We start from the raw sequence: 18,914 nt of genomic DNA on the forward strand, positions 1-18,914 counted from the left end.
CCCCTCGATCGGGGGAAGCGTCAGCGCTGCGGCGAGCCGCCGTTGTCACGCCGGTCGAGGGCGGTCTGCAGCGCGGCGGTGGCCTCGTCTTCGGCGTCTTCTGGGCGGTTCCAGGGATACATCTCGTACATGGCGGATCTCATCTCCAAGAAAGGAATGCTGGGAGGCGGATTCCGGTCGCGAACCCGGGGCTCATGACTTTCGGGCTCCGGCGCGGATCACGCGTCTTGGAACCGAGAAGCCATTGGCCGGCACACGCCGCACACCGCGGCGGGTCGCCGGCCTGCCATGATCAGGCCCCGCCGCGGCAGGTAAGGAGTACGAACACCTGGCGCGTCATCTCCAGCCAGGTTACCCCAGTATCTTGTAGGACGACCTAGCATCTCACTTGTTGAGACGGAATCCCAAAAGCATCACCGGCCTGACCAGCCACATCCGGCTCTCTCGCATCCCGAGCCCCAGCCGTACCCCTCGGACGGCGTAGCCCTCGGAAGGACGAGCGGAGAAAAACGAACAGGGAGCCGATCGGCGATCGGCTCCCTGCCCCATATGTCCTACGGCGACCGCGTGGCCGCCGGCCGTGCTCAGTCCTCCAGGTCGACCGTACGGCCGCTGTCGGCGCCGATCTCGCCGCCGATCTGCTCCACGACGTCGGACGGGATGGCCGAGTCGACGGTGAGAGCGATGAGGGCCTTGCCGCCCTTCACGTTCCGGGAGACCTGCATGGAGGCGATGTTGACGCCGTGCTCGCCGAGCAGGCGTCCCACGATGCCCACGATGCCGGGCCGGTCGGTGTAGGTGAAGAACGCCAGGTGGTCGGTGGGCTCGATCTCCATCGCGAAGCCGTTGACCTCGACGATCTTGGTGATCTGCCGGGGGCCGGACAGCGTGCCGGAGACCGACACCGTGCGGCCGTCGGCGAGCACGCCCCTGACGGTGATGAGGTTGCGCCAGTCGGGGCTCTCCCCGCTGGTCACCAGCTCGACCACCACGCCGCGGTCCTTCGCGAGCAGCGGGGCGTTGACGTAGGTCACCGCGTCCGTCACGACGTCGGTGAAGACGCCCTTGAGGGCGGCCAGTTCCAGCACGCGGACGTCATGTGCGGCGATCTCCCCGCGCACCTCCACGTCGAGCCTGGTCGCCACCTCGCCCGCGAGGGCGGTGAAGATGCGGCCGAGCCTCTCGGTGAGCGGCAGGCCCGGCTTGACGTCCTCGGCGACGGCGCCGCCCTGGACGTTCACGGCATCCGGGACGAACTCGCCGGCGAGGGCGAGCTTCACGCTGCGGGCGACCTGGGTGCCGGCCTTCTCCTGGGCCTCGTGGGTCGAGGCGCCGAGGTGCGGCGTCACCACGACCCGGTCCAGCTCGAACAGCGGGCTGTCGGTGCAGGGCTCCTTGGCGAACACGTCGATGCCGGCGCCGGCGACGCGGCCCTCCTTGATGGCGGCGTAGAGGGCGTTCTCGTCGATGATGCCGCCGCGGGCGACGTTGATCAGGCGCACGGAGGGCTTGACCAGGTGCAGCTCGCGGTCGCCGATGAGACCGACGGTCTCCTTCGACTTCGGCAGGTGCACGGTGATGAAGTCGGCCTTCTCGAGGACCTCTTCGAGGGAGACGAGCTGCACACCCATCTGGGCGGCGCGGGCCGGCTGCAGGTAGGGGTCGTAGGCGATGAGCTCGACGCCGAACGGCTGCAGGCGCTGCGCGACCAGCTGACCGATCTTCCCGAGGCCGAGGATGCCGACGACCTTGCCGTCGAGCTCGACACCGGTGTACTTGGAGCGCTTCCACTCGCCGTCCTTGAGCGCGGAGTGGCCCTGGGCGACGTTGCGGGCGCTGGCGAGGATGAGCGCGATGGTGTGCTCGGCCGCGCTGGTGATGTTGGAGGTCGGGGCGTTGACCACCATGACACCGGCCTTGGTGGCCGCCTCGACGTCCACGTTGTCGAGGCCGACGCCCGCGCGGGCGACGACCCGCAGCTTCGGCGCCGCGGCCACGGCCTCCGCGTCGATCTGGGTGGCGCTGCGGACGATCACGGCGTCCACGTCGGCGAGCGCGGGCAGCAGCTGCGCCCGGTCCGCGCCGTCGGTATGGCGGACCTCGAAGTCCGCGCCGAGGACGGCGAGACCCGCATCGGAGAGCTCTTCTGCGACAAGTACGACGGGCCTGTTCACTAGTCAGTCCTTCGAAGTGCGACGGCTCGGACACGCGCGAGTCTAGCCGGAGCTTGTGAAAGCTCTCACGAGCGATCCGCCATCCGAGACGGAACCCGTGTCGATTCCGCGAAGACGGGGCTTCACGCGAACGGAGGCGGGGGCTCGTGTGACCACAGTGAGAGGTGAGACCTATGCCGATGTGGGCACTAGTGGGGTTGTTTACCCAACTTGGACCGGTCCTATCCGTACAAGGGTCGTCTTGGTATTGATAGCACCCAATCTTGACGATTAGCCTGCTTAAGCCATGGTTCTCTACCTATCGTTCAGCATATGAGCATCGGGAACCCCTCCCTCGGCGAAGTGCTCGCGCAGCACGGCGGTCCCCAGGAGCTGCTTGCGGCTCTGGCGGAATGGGGCATCCTCGTTGCCGTACGGCCAGACCGCTCCGTGGTGCTTGGGACGACCCAGAACGGCGAGCGGGTTCTGCTGGGCTACACCGGGCCCGCGACTTACGCGCGCCACAACGGCAGCCACTCGCTATCGGTCTGCGACGCCGACACCATCCTCGACATCCAGCGCGTCACCGGTGTCCGGGAGATCGTCATCGACGCGGCCGGTCCCGCTGCGGCGGCCGTGCCGATCGAGGACCTCCAGCGGCATCTCCGGACGACCCGCACCGGCCCGACACCCGCACTGAACAGGCAGTCGGCCCCCGTTCCCGCGGCGTACGCCACGGGAGCAATGGCGGCGATCACGAGTTCGCACCTGCCGCGGAGCGCTCCCGTTCCCGTCCCGGCCCCGGTGTCCTCGTCCTGGGTCCCCGCGCCGCGGCAGCACACGCCTGGCGCCGCGCCCGTGGTCGACCCCAGCTACCGCCGGACGAGTCATCCGATCCTGCCCGCCCTCCGGGTGGCGATCGGAGAGATGCTCCGTGACTTCCCGCTGGTCCACCATGTCTGGATCTCCGAGGCGCGCACCGCCGCCGGAACGTCGGGGATCATGCTGCACGTCAAGGTGCACACGCCCTCCGCGGACGACATCGTCAAGAGCCTGCACCGCCGGGTCCGGGCACAGCTGCCGCAACTCGCGGCCAGCGAGGCGCCCGCGCTCATGGCCCGCGTGGCGGACTCCCACACCGAACGCCGGATGATCGAACTCGGTGCGCACGTCGTCTGCGCCGACGTCACGGACTGACGGCACCGCCTCTCTCGTACCCCGATTGCGATCTAGAAAGCCTTCCGGTCGGGCGCTTGCTCGGCTTGAATGACGGCATGGTTTCCGCGACGGCCAGGCCCCCCTCGAACGTGTCCACCGGCGTGCGCCTCGGGTATGCCGTCGGCTCGTTCTGCTCGGCGAACTTCACGACCATTCCCGGTCTGCTGCTGCTGATCTACATGACCGACGTGCTCGCCGTACCTGCCCTGCTCGCCGGCGTCGTGGTCTTCCTCCCCAAGGCATGGGACCTGATCGCCAACCCGCTCGTCGGTCAGTGGTCGGACCGTACGACGTCGCGGTGGGGGCCGCGGCGACCGTGGCTGCTCGCCGGCGCGGCCGTCCTCCCGCTGTTCTTCGCCCTGATGTTCCTCGGCCCCCCGCTCAAGGGCACCTCGGCCGGGATCTTCGTGGGCGTGATGTTCCTGATCGCGGCCACGGGATTCGCTCTGTACGAGGTTCCGTACAAGGCGATGCCGGCCGAGATGACCAGCAGCTATCACGAGCGGACCTCGTTGCTGCAGTGGCGGATGGTCTTCATCGCCATCTCGATCGGGCTGAGCGGGATCGTCGCGCCGCTCATCGCCGGTCACACCGTGGACGGCTACCGCATGATGGGGATCGTCTTCGCGCTCATCCTGCTCGCCGCCATGATCGGCTCCTTCTACGGCACGGCCCGTGCCCCGTTCACCGGCCAGCAGCAGTCGGCGGGAGGAACACTGCGGGCGCAGGTGCGTGCCGCGCGGACGTCGAAGCCGTTCATGTGGCTGCTCGGGCTCAGCTCCGCTCAGACCCTCGCAGCGGGTGTGATGCTGGCGGGCGCTCCGTACTTCGCGGCGTACACGCTGGACGACCCGGACGCGAAGGTCACGCTCTTCGCCGCTCTCGTCGCGCCCATGCTGGTGACGATGCCGCTGTGGGTGTGGCTGGCCCGCAGGCTCGACAAGCGCGGTGCGATGATCCTCGCCGCGGCGCTGTTCGCGATCGGCGACATCCTGGCCGTCGGGGCTCCCGCTCTGGGCTCGCTGTACGCCCACCTGGCGGTCGTGGTGGTCGGCATCGGTTACGCGGGGCTGCAACTCCTCCAGTTCTCCATGCTCGCCGACGTGATCGCCTATGACGGAGCCGTCAGCGGCGAGCGCAGGGGCGGCGTCTTCACCGGCCTGTGGACCGCGGCCGAGAACGCCGTCGCCGCCTTCGGCGCGACCATCTACGGCGCCACCCTCGCTGTGGGCGGCTTCATCTCCTCCGACCCCGAGAACCCGGTGACCCAGCCGGAGAGCGCGCACACCGCCGTCATCGTCGGCCTCACCGCCATCCCCGCCGTGATCACCATCGCGAGCATCTGGATGACCATGAAGTACGACCTCACCGCCGACCGCCTGGCCGCGATCACCGCGTCGGAGCCGAAGGAGACCTCCGAGACGGCGGCGCCGGAGGCCTGACACCGCCGTCTCGATTGTCAGGCCGGCCTGCGCCGGGGAGCCGGAAGCCGCGACCTGGTGAACACGCCGCAGACGAGCGCGGCGAGCAGCGGAAGCCCCACCACCAGCAGCGCGATCAGGCTCCACGGGACGTCGATCGTGAAAGACGCCGGATGTGCGGAGAGAGGCGCGCCGTCGGCGCCGAACTGCGGCTCGCCTACAGAACTCGCGGTCCGTGGCAGGCGCGCCGCCACCCCTGCCACGAGACCCGCGGCGACACCCAGGGTCACCCCGGTCAGGGAAATGACCAGCGCCTGCCCGGCCTTCACCGCACGCCGGGTCCGCGGCGCGGCTCCCACGGCGGACATCACCGCCAGATCCGGTCTCGCCTCCGCCGCCGCGAGCGCGGTGGCGACGAAGGTCATTCCCAGGACGAGCACGGCCGCGGCCGCGGCCAGCAGGAGGATCCGGAGCGTGTCGTCCGCCGGCCGGGACGCCTCAAGGCGAGTGGTCAGCTGTTGTGGAGAGAGCTTCGCCAACTCCGCGGTGATCCGCTGCGCCGCTTCCGGCGGCACCCGGTAATCCACGGGGTCGACCGCGAGAAACGCTGCCTGCGTGGTGAAACCGTGTTTCCTGATCGCCTCGGGAGAGATGACGACGCGCGCCCAGCCCTGGCCTGTCGCCCGTGCGGCGACGGCGGGCAGGGTCAGATCGTCGGTGTCGTCGGAGGATCCGTCCTGGGTCTGGAGCATGAGGCCGACCTTCCCGTTGTGGACGGCGCCGGGGTCGAGCACGACGGCCTTCCCCGCGCGCAACGCCGCCTCCGCTGAGGGATCAGCACGGCGCAGGACGTAGCGCAGCAGCCGCGCGTCGCCCACGAGCAGGCCGCCGCCACCGCCGGGGTCCACACGCATCGCCCCCATGTAGTCGCCGTCGGGATCTTGGTCCGGCGGCACGACGTCTGCCTGTAGCGGCACGCCCGACCTGGTGGAAGGGATGTCCGCCTCGACGAACGGCACATCAGCGGGGAGTTCGGCACGCATCCGTGCGCGGACCCGGTTCCACAGGTCGGGACCCAGATCCGTGCCCCTGACGAACAGCGCGCCCGCAGGCGCCTGCGGGTACGCATCAGCCCAGGTCGGCGAGTCGGACAGGCCGCTTCGCGACACGACCCCGATCGCCATGAACAGCGTGACGGCGGCCATGATCGCGGATACGGCGGGAACCGTGCGGGCCCGGTTGCGGATCGCGTCCCGCACGGCGAACCTGAGCGGGAACGGCAAGGCGGCCGCCCGACGTCCGGCCCTGGCGATCAGCCACGGCAACGCCGCCACCAGCCCCAGCTGGGTGAGCAGCGCGCCGCTGACGATCCAGGCGACGGCGTACCGCGCGCCTACGACCGTGACGGTGAGGCCGGCGGCGACGAGCGCGAGCCCAAGGGCGGGCCGGCCGGCCCGGTCACGCCCGGGGGCACGCCGGCCGGTGAGCACTGCGACCACGTCCGTACGGCCCGCGCGTTCGGCGGGCGCGAGGGAGGCGAGCAGCCCGGCGACGACGCCCATAGCCATGATGATCGCCACGGCGGTCCAGGGAACGGCGAAGGGATGGGGGATCGTGCCATTCGCGATCGCGATGCGAGTGCTGACGAGAGCCCCCACTCCGACACCCGCCGCCGCGCCGACGACCGCGGCGCCGACGCCGAAGAGCAGCCCGTCGGCCTGCGCGACACCTCTGAGCTGCCCCGGTGAGCCACCTTGTGCGCCGATCAGCGCGAACTCCCGTGCCCTGCGCCGCTGACCCACCGCGAACGCGGGCCCGGCGAGCAGGACGACCTCCAGCAACATCAGCGCGATCCACGGAACGACTTCGAGAACGGACAGCACATCGCCGCTGCTCGACTCCGAAACGATCGTGTCGCCGCGTGTTCCGTCCGGTCCGGCGTATCTGACCACCACCGCGCCCCGCGCGTTGAGCCTCGGGACATCCGCCGAGGAGACGGCCTTCGGCGTGTCGACCATCCACACGGTTCTGCCGCCCGGGCCGCCGTCGTCCAGGTCGCCGACGGACACGGAGCCGGGGAACGCGATGAAGTCGAACGGAGGGCCGACCTGTGGGGTAAGGATGATCCCCACGACGCGGAGCTGCGGTCGCCGATCGATCGCGACGGTCTGACCGATCTTCAGTCCCCTGTCGGCGGCCTCCGAGGATATGACGATCTCCCCAGGTGCGGTGGGCAACCGTCCGTGGACGAGGTAGTAGGTGCCGCCGAAGATCGGATCACGGAGGTCCTGCGACTGGACCATGTCCGACCGGTACCCCTGAGGCGTCCGGTAGCGCACATAGCCCCGGTCGATCTGCACGACGCGCGTCCCGGGGCCGAACATGCCGATCACCTGGTCGGCGGTGAACGGCTTCCCGTCGTCGGGGCCCTCCCAGCTCACGGACGAGCCGTCGCCGGCTTCCTCCTGGACGACGTTGGTCGTCTCGGGGGAGCCGCCGATGATGGCGTCGGCCCGGCCCAGGGGCATCTCCCCCTGGTCCTCCGGACCGAGGGCGCCGGTCATGGCCGTCGCCAGGAACGTCGCGACGGCCACCGGGAGCGCGATCATGGTGAGGATCAGCGCGCTGCGTTTCTTGGAGCGCCAGGCGTTCCTGCGGGAGATCCGGAGCGCGACTCTGAAGGCGCTCATCGGGCGCTCGCCAGGCCTGCCGTGGCCGAGTCGACGATCTGCCCGTCCCTGAGGAAGACGACGCGATCGGCCCATCCGGCATAGCGAGGCTCGTGGGTGACGAGGATGACGGCCGCGCCGGCGTCGGCTCGGGCGCGGAGCAGGCGCAGGATGTCGTCGCCCGTCGCGGTGTCGAGGGCGCCGGTCGGCTCGTCAGCCAGGATGAGCCGCCGCTCCCCCACCAGCGCGCGGGCGATGGCGACCCGCTGACGCTGTCCTCCGGACAGCTCGTCGGGGAAACGTTCTGCCAGGTCCGCGACGCCGATCTCGCCGAGCACGGCCAGGGCCTCCTGCCTCGCCTTCGCCGTACGGACCCCGTCCAGCTCCCTCGGCAACATGACGTTCTCGACGGCGGTCAGCGACGGGATGAGGTTGAGGTCCTGGAAGACGTAACCCACGCGCCTTCTGCGTAGGGCGGCCAGTCGCGAGGGGAGCAGGACGTTGAGGAGTTCGCCCTCCACCATGACCCCTCCGGACGTCGCCCGATCGAGGCCGCCGGCGATGTTGAGCAAGGTGGACTTGCCGGACCCCGACGGCCCCATCACCGCGATGAGCTCACCCGCCGAGACCTTCAGGCTGACCTCTTTCAGCGCGACGACGAACTGCGTACCTTCCACGTGGACACGGCTGACGTCGGCCAACTCCACGACCAGAGCACGCCCCGGATCCTCCTCGGCGACGGGTGGGACGGGGGACGGATCACGATCGATCATTGCTTTTCCTGAGGGTGCTGGAGGGATCTGCGGGAGAGGACGGCCTCGCAGTGGTCGAGCCAGCGCAGCTCGGCCTCGGCCTGGAAGATCTTGGAATCGAGGATCAGCGTCTGTGCGGTGTCGAGTGGAGAGTCCAGACCGCGCTTGCTCCGGGTCAGCTCCTGCAGGGTCCGCATGGTGGCGGTCCGTTGCGCCTGGACGACCCCGGCCACATCGACATCCTGGGTGGTGACCGCCATGGCGAGCTTGATGGCGAGCTCGTCACGCGGCCGCTCGGTCTGCGTGATGGGGGTGGCGAACCACCGCCCGACCTCCGTCGCTCCGTCCGGAGTGATCGAGTAGACGATCCGGCCCTGCTCGTCCTGCTCACCGGGCGCGACGAGACCGTCCCGCTCCATGCGCGCCAGCGTCGTGTAGACCTGGCCGATGTTCAGCGGCCAGGTCGCCCCCGTCGACGCCTCGAACTCGGCGCGCAACTGGTAGCCGTGACGCGACCCCTGGCTGAGCAGAGCGAGCAGTCCGTGCCGGATCGACATGAATACTGAGTATGCATACTCAGTATTCATCCGGCAACCCGCCGGTGAGATATGTCACCCTTCGCGTGCTCCACGGCCACGCGTACAACCCCTGGAGAAAACGTTCCAGGGGCTATCAGAAGGCTGCGTCGGGAGTGGCTCGTGTGATCTCTGAGGCGACCCATCTTGGGCGATATTTCAGAGAGACGAGTGATTTAGCAGGACAAACGTCATCCGAGCGCCCCATAATGGCGATTTGCATCCAGCGTCGAACCCCCACTGGAGAAAGATCGTGAAGAGAGCGCTCGGAGCGATCCTGTGCGTCGGAAGTCTCGCGGCCTGCGGAGGCCAGGCGGCTTCCACCCCCACCACGGCGCCCGTCGCCAACGCGCAGGCCGAGGTCTCCGCCACCCCCACACCGACGCCGTCCCTGTCCCCGTCCCCCTCCCCCAGCGCGACGGCGGGGAAGAACTGCCGGGTCTTCGCGGGAGTGCCGTCCCGCGCTTCTGACGGGAAGGTCCGTGCGGCGGGCTCGCGCGCCGGCTGTGTCGACAAGGCGACCTTCCAGGTCCGCGTCTGGAAGGTCCAGCCGGGGAACGACCGGCTGGCGAAGATCGGTTCGAAGAGCGTCGTGAACGCGCGGGTGACGATCGCCCTTCCCTGCGCGAACGGCCTGTTCTACACGACCGTCTCCGACCAGAAGGGGCACACCGGCACCTCGAAGCAGATCCGCGTGACCTGCCCCGCGCCTCCCACGACCAGCGGCTCGACTCCCTCGGGCGGGACCTCCGGGGGCACCTCGGGCTCGGGTGGAACCTCTACGGGCGGATCCTCAGGCGGATCGTCTTCGTCGGGCGTCGGCACGGCCGTGGAGCAGGAGGTCGTGCGCCTCACCAACGTCGAGCGCGCGAAGGCCGGCTGCCGCCCGCTCAAGGCCAACGCGAAGCTCCGCGCCGCGGCGTTCGGCCATTCGGCCGACATGTCCGCGAAGAACTACTTCGACCACGACTCCAAGGACGGCAGGACGTTCGTCGACCGCATCAAGGCGGCCGGTTACTCGTTCTCCGCGGCCGCCGAGAACATCGCCAAGGGCTACAGCAGCGCCGCCGCCGTCGTGGACGGCTGGATGAACAGCTCTGGGCATCGGGCGAACATTCTGAACTGCACCTATACGGAGATCGGCGTCGGCTACGCCAAGGCCGGCGGGCCGTACTGGACCCAGGACTTCGGCAAGCCCTGACCAAACAGTGGATAACAGCGCCCCAAAAAGGAGAGAATGCAGGGATCTTCTGGACACTCCGCGCGCATGCGTCGGATACTCCAGTCATGAGTTCTCCCCCGGTCCGCGCCTCCGACGGGGATCGCGAGCGCGCGCTCAGCGAGCTTCGCGACCGCGCCGCCGAGGGACGCCTGTCCATGGAGACCTTCGTCGGCCGAGTCGACATGGCGTTGCGGGCACGGAGCCGCGGCGAGTTGGACGAGCTGATCGCCGACCTGCCTCACCGCGGCCGCTGGCGCAGACGCATCACCGAGGCCGTCGGCTCGGTGTCGGATTTCACCCACCGGGTCGAGGCCGCCTGGCGACGGCCCCGTCTTCCTCGCCTGGCCCTGCCTGTGGACAACCGCGCCCGGTACGTCGTGGGCAGGGGAACGACCTGCGATCTCGTGCTGACCGACCTGACGGTCTCCCGGGTCCACGCCGAGTTGCGCAAGGACACCGACGATTCCTGGATGCTGGTCGACCTGGGTTCCATGAACGGGACCAGGCTGAACGGCTGGCGGCTGGCCGGGCCTGCCAGGGTTCGGACGGGCGACGAGATAGCCTTCGGTGACTGCGCCTTCCTGGTGGCCGCACAGGCCTGATCACGCCTTATCCGGGAACAGTTACGCATATTTCCGTATTGAGGCGCCGTCGAGAATTCTCAATGATCGCGAAAGGCCTATCATTGGGGGTTGATTGTGCGGTCATCACGACGAATTTCGATCGCGCTCGCGGGCGCGGTTCTCGTGACGGGGGTCGCGGGTTCCGGCATTCCGGCGAGCGCTCTCGATCCGGCGCCCGGGGTCAGCGACCTGACGCACGACATCGACCAGATCCTCAGCGACCCGCGGCTCACGGTCGCTCAGGCCGGGGTGGTCGTGAAGAGCGCGGAGACGGGCGAGGACCTCTACTCGCTGCACTCGGGCAAGCTGTTCATCCCGGCGTCCAACACGAAGCTGGTCACCTCGTCCGCCGCGGTCGAGACGCTCGGCCTGGACTACCGGTTCAGCACCAGGGTCCTCGCGACATCGAAGCCGGGGCGCTCGATCAAGGGCGACCTCGTGCTCAAGGGAACGGGCGACCCCACCATGCTGGCCGCCGACTACGACGCGCTCGCCGCGAAGGTCGCCAGGTCGGGGGTCAAGGAGGTCACCGGCCGTCTGATCGCCGACGACACCTGGTTCGACGACGTACGGCTCGGCACCGACTGGACCTGGGACGACGAGCCGTACTACTACGCGGGCCAGATCTCAGCGCTGACCACCTCGCCCGACACCGACTACGACGCCGGATCGGTGATCGTCTCGGCGGATCCGGGCAGCGCGCCGGGCAAGCCCGCCAAGATCTCCACCACACCCCCCACCGACTACCTGAAGATCGTCAACAAGGCGGTCACCGGGACGACCACCGACGCGAACATCGTCCGTGAGCACGGCACCAACACCGTCGTGATCACCGGCACCGTGGCCGACCGGTACGAGGACTGGATCTCGGTGTGGGACCCCACGCTCTACACGGCGTCGCTGTTCCGGGCCGCCCTCGCCGAGCACGGAGTGCGCGTCCACGGTCCCACCGTTCGCGGGGCCGCCCCCAGCGGTGCGACGACCGTGGCCGACCATGAATCGATGCCGCTCAGCAAGCTCCTCGTCCCGTTCATGAAGCTGAGCAACAACATGCACGCGGAGATCCTGACCAAGGCGATGGGCCGGAAGGTGTCCGGCCAGGGCACCTGGTCGGCCGGACTCGCGGTCACCTCGGCGTTCGCGCAGGCCAACGGGGTCCCCACGGCACGGCTCCGCGACGGCTCAGGCCTGTCCAGGATCGACGGCCTCACGCCGTCGGGCATCACCTCGCTGCTCGTGACCCTCAAGGGCAAGCCCTGGTTCCAGACCTGGTACGACGCGCTGCCCGTCGCGGGTGAAAGCGAGCGGTTCGTCGGCGGGACGCTCAGCAGCAGGATGGCGGGCACTCCCGCGGCGGGGAACGTGCATGCGAAGACCGGGTCGCTGACCAGCGTCTCGGCGTTGTCGGGCTACGTGACCAGCGCCGACGGCGAGCCCCTCGTCTTCTCCGTGATCTCCAACGGCTACCTCTCCGGGTCGCCCAAGGATCTGGAGGACAAGATCGCCATCCGGCTGGCCGAGTTCAAGCGGTCGACCGCGGTCGACGGGGCTTCGGTCCTCCGGGTGAACCCGCCCGCGGGCGGCGACCTGGAGTGTTCGTGGCTCAAGCCCGTCCAGTGCTGAGCCGTACCGGCGCGGGGTGAGTGAACGCGCGACGCGGCGCCGCCGAGGTCGGCGGCGCCGCGTCGCACTGTGTCACGCCGTGTAACGCTGCCGGCGCGAGCGCCGGCGCTCCGGGCTACTCGCCCTTCAGCCAGCTCATCATCGGGCGCAGCTTGGCACCGGTCTGCTCGATCGGGTGCCCGGCGAGCTCCTCGCGGTACTTGTTGAAGTTGCCCTGGCCGGAGTCGAACTCCTCGACCAGTTCGCGGGCGAAGCGGCCGTCCTGGACCTCGTCGAGGATGCGGCGCATCTCCTTCTTGGTCTCCGGGTTGACCACGCGCGGGCCCCGCGTGTAGCCGCCGTACTCGGCGGTGTCGGAGACCGACCAGTACATCTTGGACAGGCCACCCTCGTACATCAGGTCCACGATCAGCTTCATCTCGTGAAGGCACTCGAAGTAGGCGACCTCGGGCTGGTAGCCCGCCTCGATCAGCGTCTCGAACCCGGCCTTGATGAGCTCGGACACGCCGCCGCAGAGCACGGCCTGCTCGCCGAACAGGTCGGTCTCCGTCTCCTCGGTGAAGGTCGTCTTCAGCGCGCCCGCGCGGGTGCCGCCGATGCCCTTGGCGTACGACAGGACCAGCGGCCACGCGTTGCCGGTGGCGTCGCGCTCGACGGCGACGAGGACGGGAACGCCGCGGCCGGCCGCGTACTGCCGGCGGACGAGGTGGCCCGGGCCCTTGGGCGCGACCATGGCGACGTCGACACCCTCCGGCGCCTCGATGAGGCCGTACCGGATGTTGAGGCCGTGCCCGAAGAACAGGGCGTCACCCTCGACCAGGTTCGGGGCGACGTGCTCGGCGTACAGGTGCCGCTGGATGTGGTCCGGCGCGAGGATCATCGTGAGGTCGGCCTCCTCGACCGCCTCGGAGGGCGTGAGCACGCGCAGGCCGTCGGCCTCCGCCTTCTCGCGGCTCTTCGAGCCCTCGAGCAGCCCCACCCGGACGTCCACACCGGAGTCGCGCAGGCTCAGCGCGTGGGCGTGACCCTGGCTTCCGTATCCGAGGACGGCGACGTGGCGGTCCTGAATGATCGACAGGTCGGCGTCGTCGTCATAGTAGATCTCAGTCACTTGCTTGCCTTTCGGAATCGGATGGTCGCGCTCGCTCGGCACGGGCCCGACCACGTGCGTACGGCTGTGCGGCGCGTACGGCTATGCGATGCGGTCGAGCGCCCGCAGCGAACGATCGGTGATGGAACGGGCACCCCGGCCGACGGCCACCATGCCCGACTGCACAAGCTCCTTGATGCCGTACGGCTCGAGGACCTTGACGAACGCGGCCAGCTTGTCGGTCGTGCCGGTGACCTCGATCGTCACCGCGTCCGGGGCCACGTCGACGCAGCGGGCGCGGAACAGGTTCACCAGCTCCAGGACGTGGGACCGGCTCTCCGAGTCGGTCCTGACCTTGATCAGCATCAGCTCGCGCTGCACCGACTGGACGTTGTCCAATTCAACGATCTTGAGGACGTTGACCAGCTTGTTGAGCTGCTTGGTGACCTGCTCGAGAGGGAGGTCCTCCACGTTGACCACAATGGTCATCCGCGAGATGTCGTGGTGCTCGGTCGGGCCGACGGCCAGGGAGTCGATGTTGAACCCGCGCCGGCTGAACAGCGCGGCGACCCGCGCCAGGACTCCCGGCTTGTTCTCGACCAGCACGGACAGCGTGTGACGGCTCATGCCACCCTCCTCATGGCGCCTTCGGCGCAGGCCCCGTTGCCCCGCTCGCTCATTCTTCGCTCTCCCACTTCGGCGCCATGTCACGGGCGTACTTGATGTCGTCGTTGCTGGTGCCGGCCGCGACCATCGGCCAGACCATCGCGTCCTGATGGACGACGAAGTCGATCACCACAGGCACGTCGTTGATCTCCATGGCCTTGCGGATGGTGGCGTCGACGTCCTCCGGCCGCTCGCAGCGCAGACCGACGCATCCGTATGCCTCGGCCAGCTTCACGAAGTCCGGAATCCTCTTGACCCTCTGCAGGTCGGTGTTGGAGTAACGCTGCTCGTAGAACAGCGTCTGCCACTGCCTGACCATGCCGAGGTTACCGTTGTTGATGAGTGCGATCTTGACCGGCACACCCTCGATCGCGCAGGTGGCGAGCTCCTGGTTGGTCATCTGGAAGCACCCGTCGCCGTCCACGGCCCACACCGTGGCGTCCGGCCGGCCCATCTTGGCGCCCATGGCGGCGGGGACGGCGAAGCCCATCGTGCCCGCGCCGCCCGAGTTGATGAACGACCCCGGGTTCTCGTATCCGATGAACTGCGCGGCCCACATCTGGTGCTGGCCGACGCCCGCCACGTAGAACGCGTCCGGGCCGACGATGGCGCTCAGCCGCTCCATGACGTACTGCGGGGCGAGGGATCCGTCGGCGAACTCCTCATAACCGAGGGGGTAGGTCTTCTTGTAGTCGTTGAGCAGCTTCCACCATTCGGAGTAGTCGCCCCTGCGGCCCTCGTTGTGCTCGTTGCGCATGGTCGTGACCAGGTCGCCGATCACCTCGCGGCAGTCGCCCACGATCGGCACGTCCGCGTGTCGGTTCTTCGAGATCTCCGCCGGGTCGATGTCGGCGTGGATGACCTTGGCGTGCGGCGCGAAGCTGGACAGCTGGCCGGTCACCCGGTCGTCGAACCGCGTGCCCAGCGCGATCAGCAGGTCGGAGCGCTGCAGGGCGCCGACCGCGGAGACGCTGCCGTGCATGCCCGGCATGCCCATGTGCTGGGGGTGGCTGTCGGGGAACGTCCCCCGGGCCATCAGCGTGGTGACGACGGGAATGCCGGTCAGCTCGGCGAGCTCGATCAGCTCGGCCGACGCCCCCGCGCGGTGCACGCCGCCGCCGACGTAAAGGACCGGGCGCTTGGCCTCGATCATCAGCTTCGCGGCCTCACGGATCTGCTTGGAGTGCGGCCGGGTGACGGGACGGTAGCCCGGAAGCTGCATGACCGGCGGCCACGAGAACTCCATCATGTCCTGCAGCGCGTCCTTGGCGATGTCCACCAGCACCGGCCCCGGACGGCCGGTCGACGCGATGTGGAACGCCTCCGCGATGGTCCTGGGGATGTCCGCGGCCTCGGTGACGAGGAAGTTGTGCTTGGTGATCGGCATGGTGATGCCGGAGATGTCCGCCTCTTGGAAGGCGTCGGTCCCGATCAGCTGGGACGCCACCTGGCCCGTGATCGCGACGATCGGCACCGAGTCCATGTAGGCGTCGGCGATCGGGGTGACCAGGTTGGTGGCCCCCGGACCACTGGTCGCCATGCAGACCCCCACCTTGCCGGTGGCCTGGGCATATCCCTCAGCAGCGTGGCCGGCGCCCTGCTCGTGCCGTACAAGCACGTGCCGGACCTTGACCGAGTCGTAGAGGGGATCGTAGGCGGGGAGTACCGCGCCGCCCGGGATCCCGAACACCGTGTCGACCCCAACGTGCTCCAGGGCTCTCACGAGGGCCTGGGCACCTGTCATCTGTTCGGTCATCGGCTCGTTCCTTGTGACTGAGCTTGTCTGCTGGGATTGCGCTGGCATAAAAAACGCCCCAATCCGCTGAGCGGAGCTGGGGCGCGCGCAGGACCGAGACTTCGTCAGGCTGCGCGCCTGCGAAGTACTACGAGGATCCCATCGCGATGCATGGCTACACCATGTCCGATCCCCGGCCCTCACGTCAAATCATCTGGGACGGATATCTCAGCATCCGGGATGGTGCCCGCTATTGCCTCGCCTCCGGCGAGGCAATAGGTCACGCGGTGTTCTGCAGGGATGTGCGCATGAGGGAGTCGACGCCGCGGGCGGCCATGGGGCGTCCGACCAGGTAACCCTGACCACGGGTGCAGCCCATCTCGCGCAGCAGTTCGAGCTGCTCGGGGCGCTCGATTCCCTCCGCGACGACGATCAGGCCGAGATCGTGGCCGAGCCGTACGATCGTTCGGGTCAGCAGGGTGAGGGTCTCGTCCCGCCCGAGGCCGGACACGAACGACGGATCGATCTTGATCATGTCCACGGGCAGCTGGCGGAGGAACGCCAGCGACGCGTAGCCGGTGCCGAAGTCGTCGATGGCCAGCCGTACGCCGAGAGCCCGCAACTGCGACAGCTTGTTGATCGTGTCCTCGGCGTCCTCGACGAGCATCTCCTCGATGACTTCGAGGGTCAGCGCGCTCGCGGGCAGGCCGCTCTCCGCGAGCGCCTGGGAGACGGTCTCGACGAACCGGGGAGCGGTGATCTGGCGTAGGGACAGGTTGAGCGACAGGCCGATGTCGAGCGACGAGGCCCGCCAGGCGGCCACTTCGTTGCACGCCTCGCGGAGGATCCATTCGCTCAGCGGAACGATGAGGCCGGTGTCCTCGGCCGGCCCGAGGAACTGCTCGGGCGGGACGAACGTGCTACCCCGCCACCACCGGACCAGCGCCTCGACCGCCGTGACGCGGGAGGTCGCCAGATCGACGACGGGCTGGTATTCGATGGCGAACTGGTTGTCGAGCAGGGCCCTTTGGAGGTCGGCCGCGATCTCCAGCCGACGTACGACGTCGGCGTGCATGTGGGCGGCGAACACCTCGACCCGCCGGCCGCCCAGTTCCTTCGCGCGGGACATCGCGACGTCGGCGTTGCGGAGGAGGTCGCCCGCGGACAGGCCGTCCTCGGCGAACGCGACGCCCACGCTGGCGGTGAGGGCCATGTCGCGGTCCGCCACCCGGAAGGGCTCGGACGACACCGCGCGCACCAGACGTTCCGCGAGGTCGATCGCGGTCTGGGCGTCCGAGCCGGTGGAGACGCCGCCTTCCAGCAACACCGCGAACTCGTCGCCGCCCCAGCGGGCCAGCGTGTCGTCGGCCCGTACGGCGGAGCGGAGCCTGCGCGCGGCCTGGCCGAGCAGGTAGTCGCCGCTCGCGTGGCCGACCGAGTCGTTGACCCCGGTGAAGCCGTCGAGGTCCAGGAAGATCACAGCGGTACGGCCGGAGCCGCGGCGGGCGAGGACCTCCCGGGCGCGTTCCTCGAAGTAGGCCCGGTTGGGCAGGCCCGTGACACCGTCGTGGAAGGTCAGGTGGGTGACCTGGTTCCGCAGGGCCACCTGATCGCTCATGTCCCGGACGCTGACGAGGATCTGGTCCTCGTTCCTGACGTCTCGCGTGGCGACCGACTCGGTCGGCCGCCAGGTGCCGTCCGCCGCCCGGACCCGGCAGGCGATCCGGCAGGTCCCGGGCCCCTCGGGCCCGACCTCTTCGGCGGCCATGCGCCGCAGCAGCGCCTGGATGCCGGGCACGTCCTCGGGATGGATGTAGTCGAACATCGGGCGGCCGGCGAGATCGTCGGGGCAGTAGCCGTACGTCTCCTGGACGGCCGCGCCGATCTCCCTGATGACGCCGTCGTGATCGCACACGAGAACGAGGTCGCCCGTGTTCTCCGCCAGTTGGCGCAGTTGCCGCTCGCCGACGTCGACGAGGCGGCGCATCCCCGCGGTCTCCACCAGAAGCACGAACAGCCGCCCGAGCAGGACGAGGACGACGGAGGCGGCGATGGCGGACAGGGCCGCGTCCCGGTTGCCGCTGATCGCCTGGACGGCGACCGCGACGGTGGCGACGGCCACGAGCACGAGCGGCGTGGCCGCCGTGAGCGCGATCGGCAGAGGCCGGCGAAGGCGCCGCTGGTCGAGCCACGGCGCGACGGCGAGCACGAGGAACGCGGCCGGCGCGATGAGGACCGTGGCCAGAGGCGGGTCGTCTCCGCTGAGTCTGGCGAGGGCGGTGCTCACCTCGGCCACGGTGATCGCGCCTAGCACGATCACACCGGCGAGACCCACGACGCGGCCTCCCGAGCGGGCGGCGGCCACGGCGGGCGCCACCGCGCAGGCCGCGAACAGGCAGACGATCGGCAGCGCCAGCGTGGAGAAGAACGCTCCGGGCTCCTCCGCCTTCTGGAAGGCGGGGCCGAGGAGGAGGACCCAGCCCACGGTGAAGATCGACGCGGCGCCCAGATAGGCGTCGGCGGCCTGCCGGACCGCGCCCCTGCTGTAGGCGGAGGGAGTCACGGCGACCCCGCAACCGATCGCCATCAACACGGATCCGACGAGAAGCAGCAGGTCAGCGAAGGTGAGAACGAAAGGGGTGCCGTCGGCCGCCGGGCGCAGGCCGATGCCGACGAGCCAGGTCAGCGTCCCCACGGCCAGCCAGCGCCAGGCGGCGGGCCGCGGCCGTTGCCCCGGCTGGGAGCGGAGGGCGGCCAGGAACAGCGAGAAGGCCGCGAGAAGGCCGGCGGCGACGCCCGCCACGGCGGCGATGACGGACGAGGAGCCTCCGCCGATCAACGCGGCGGCGAGCCCCACCGCGCCGAGCCCGGCCGCGGCGGTGAGCGAACCCCTCGGGTTGCGCCTGCCGTCCACGCGAATCGCCCCTGTGTCCCTTGTCTCTGCAGCCGTCTCTGTAGCTGTCTGTGTGGCCGTCTGCGCAACTGTCTGCGCGGCCGTCGCCGCGTGGCCCGATTCGGCGGCGTCGGACACCACCGCGTCCGCTTCCGCCGTCCCCGGTGGCTCCGTGTCCGGTGCCGGTGCCTCCGAAGCCGGTACGTCCGGCGCCGTCGTCTCCGGAGATGGAGCCGCGTCGGCGTCGTCGCGCCCGGCGGGGTGTGATGTCACT

14 protein-coding genes are annotated in these 18,914 nt (G+C 69.4%); 5 read left to right on the forward strand and 9 right to left on the reverse strand.

The window, feature by feature from the left end:
* Positions 1-20: 20 nt before the first annotated feature.
* Together Pmi06nite_RS42680 and serA are read right to left on the reverse strand one after the other, a co-directional pair.
* On the reverse strand, positions 21-149 hold the full coding sequence (locus Pmi06nite_RS42680; RefSeq protein ID WP_275409602.1) for a hypothetical protein: 129 nt from the start codon (positions 147-149) through the stop codon (positions 21-23).
* 435 nt (positions 150-584) lie between these two features.
* Positions 585-2,174 carry a phosphoglycerate dehydrogenase gene (gene serA, locus Pmi06nite_RS25430; protein ID WP_203955628.1) on the reverse strand — a complete coding sequence of 530 codons (1,590 nt, stop codon included), beginning with the start codon at positions 2,172-2,174 and terminating at the stop codon, positions 585-587.
* A 312-nt stretch (positions 2,175-2,486) separates the two neighbouring features.
* Between serA and Pmi06nite_RS25435 the strand changes: the two genes are divergently transcribed.
* A complete protein-coding gene (locus Pmi06nite_RS25435; protein WP_203955629.1) occupies positions 2,487-3,350 on the forward strand; it encodes a hypothetical protein in 864 nt (287 codons plus the stop codon).
* Between the two features lie 77 nt (positions 3,351-3,427).
* Positions 3,428-4,813 (forward strand): MFS transporter, encoded by a 1,386-nt coding sequence (locus tag Pmi06nite_RS25440; protein WP_203955630.1) that lies wholly within the window; start codon positions 3,428-3,430, stop codon positions 4,811-4,813.
* Positions 4,814-4,830: 17 nt separating this feature from the next.
* On the opposite strand, the gene Pmi06nite_RS25445 is transcribed toward Pmi06nite_RS25440, so the two are convergent.
* From Pmi06nite_RS25445 to Pmi06nite_RS25455, 3 genes are read right to left on the reverse strand one after another with little or no spacing between them, the layout of a single operon-like run.
* Positions 4,831-7,482 (reverse strand): FtsX-like permease family protein, encoded by a 2,652-nt coding sequence (locus Pmi06nite_RS25445; RefSeq protein ID WP_203955631.1) that lies wholly within the window; start codon positions 7,480-7,482, stop codon positions 4,831-4,833.
* Positions 7,479-8,234 carry an ABC transporter ATP-binding protein gene (locus tag Pmi06nite_RS25450; protein ID WP_203955632.1) on the reverse strand — a complete coding sequence of 252 codons (756 nt, stop codon included), beginning with the start codon at positions 8,232-8,234 and terminating at the stop codon, positions 7,479-7,481. Before Pmi06nite_RS25450 ends, Pmi06nite_RS25445 begins: the two co-directional genes overlap by 4 nt.
* Entirely contained in the window at positions 8,231-8,770 is a 540-nt protein-coding gene (locus Pmi06nite_RS25455; RefSeq protein WP_203955633.1) for a PadR family transcriptional regulator, read from the reverse strand. The genes Pmi06nite_RS25450 and Pmi06nite_RS25455 overlap by 4 nt, the downstream gene beginning before the upstream one ends.
* A 271-nt stretch (positions 8,771-9,041) precedes the next feature.
* Between Pmi06nite_RS25455 and Pmi06nite_RS25460 the strand changes: the two genes are divergently transcribed.
* From Pmi06nite_RS25460 to dacB, 3 genes are all read left to right on the forward strand, one after another.
* Complete coding sequence (locus Pmi06nite_RS25460; protein WP_203955634.1) at positions 9,042-9,989, forward strand: CAP domain-containing protein; 948 nt, start codon at positions 9,042-9,044, stop codon at positions 9,987-9,989.
* Positions 9,990-10,075: 86 nt separating this feature from the next.
* Positions 10,076-10,612, forward strand: coding sequence for an FHA domain-containing protein (locus tag Pmi06nite_RS25465; RefSeq protein ID WP_203955635.1), 537 nt, complete (start codon positions 10,076-10,078; stop codon positions 10,610-10,612).
* Positions 10,613-10,708: 96 nt separating this feature from the next.
* The gene (gene dacB / locus Pmi06nite_RS25470; RefSeq protein ID WP_203955709.1) at positions 10,709-12,256 is read left to right on the forward strand and encodes a D-alanyl-D-alanine carboxypeptidase/D-alanyl-D-alanine endopeptidase; all 1,548 of its coding nucleotides are present in this window, start codon (positions 10,709-10,711) and stop codon (positions 12,254-12,256) included.
* Between the two features lie 115 nt (positions 12,257-12,371).
* Here the strand turns inward: dacB and ilvC are convergent, their stop codons facing one another.
* From ilvC to Pmi06nite_RS25490, 4 genes are all read right to left on the reverse strand, one after another.
* Positions 12,372-13,358 (reverse strand): ketol-acid reductoisomerase, encoded by a 987-nt coding sequence (ilvC, locus tag Pmi06nite_RS25475; protein ID WP_203955710.1) that lies wholly within the window; start codon positions 13,356-13,358, stop codon positions 12,372-12,374.
* Between the two features lie 90 nt (positions 13,359-13,448).
* On the reverse strand, positions 13,449-13,973 hold the full coding sequence (gene ilvN, locus Pmi06nite_RS25480; RefSeq protein ID WP_203955636.1) for an acetolactate synthase small subunit: 525 nt from the start codon (positions 13,971-13,973) through the stop codon (positions 13,449-13,451).
* 49 nt (positions 13,974-14,022) lie between these two features.
* Positions 14,023-15,816 (reverse strand): acetolactate synthase large subunit, encoded by a 1,794-nt coding sequence (locus tag Pmi06nite_RS25485; protein WP_203955637.1) that lies wholly within the window; start codon positions 15,814-15,816, stop codon positions 14,023-14,025.
* 211 nt (positions 15,817-16,027) lie between these two features.
* On the reverse strand, positions 16,028-18,661 hold the full coding sequence (locus Pmi06nite_RS25490; protein ID WP_239114197.1) for a putative bifunctional diguanylate cyclase/phosphodiesterase: 2,634 nt from the start codon (positions 18,659-18,661) through the stop codon (positions 16,028-16,030).
* Positions 18,662-18,914: the final 253 nt, after the last annotated feature.

Source organism: Planotetraspora mira, from assembly GCF_016863275.1.
In the GTDB taxonomy this organism is placed as follows: domain Bacteria; phylum Actinomycetota; class Actinomycetes; order Streptosporangiales; family Streptosporangiaceae; genus Planotetraspora; species Planotetraspora mira.

Coding starts and splice junctions, on each gene's coding strand:
- Pmi06nite_RS25455 (WP_203955633.1), bottom strand. CDS start 8,770: ATGTCGATCCGGCACGGACTGCTCGCTCTGCTCAGCCAGGGGTCGCGT.
- Pmi06nite_RS25440 (WP_203955630.1), top strand. CDS start 3,428: ATGGTTTCCGCGACGGCCAGGCCCCCCTCGAACGTGTCCACCGGCGTG.
- Pmi06nite_RS25465 (WP_203955635.1), top strand. CDS start 10,076: ATGAGTTCTCCCCCGGTCCGCGCCTCCGACGGGGATCGCGAGCGCGCG.
- Pmi06nite_RS25485 (WP_203955637.1), bottom strand. CDS start 15,816: ATGCCAGCGCAATCCCAGCAGACAAGCTCAGTCACAAGGAACGAGCCG.
- ilvN (WP_203955636.1), bottom strand. CDS start 13,973: ATGAGCCGTCACACGCTGTCCGTGCTGGTCGAGAACAAGCCGGGAGTC.
- Pmi06nite_RS25450 (WP_203955632.1), bottom strand. CDS start 8,234: ATGATCGATCGTGATCCGTCCCCCGTCCCACCCGTCGCCGAGGAGGAT.
- Pmi06nite_RS25435 (WP_203955629.1), top strand. CDS start 2,487: ATGAGCATCGGGAACCCCTCCCTCGGCGAAGTGCTCGCGCAGCACGGC.
- Pmi06nite_RS25445 (WP_203955631.1), bottom strand. CDS start 7,482: ATGAGCGCCTTCAGAGTCGCGCTCCGGATCTCCCGCAGGAACGCCTGG.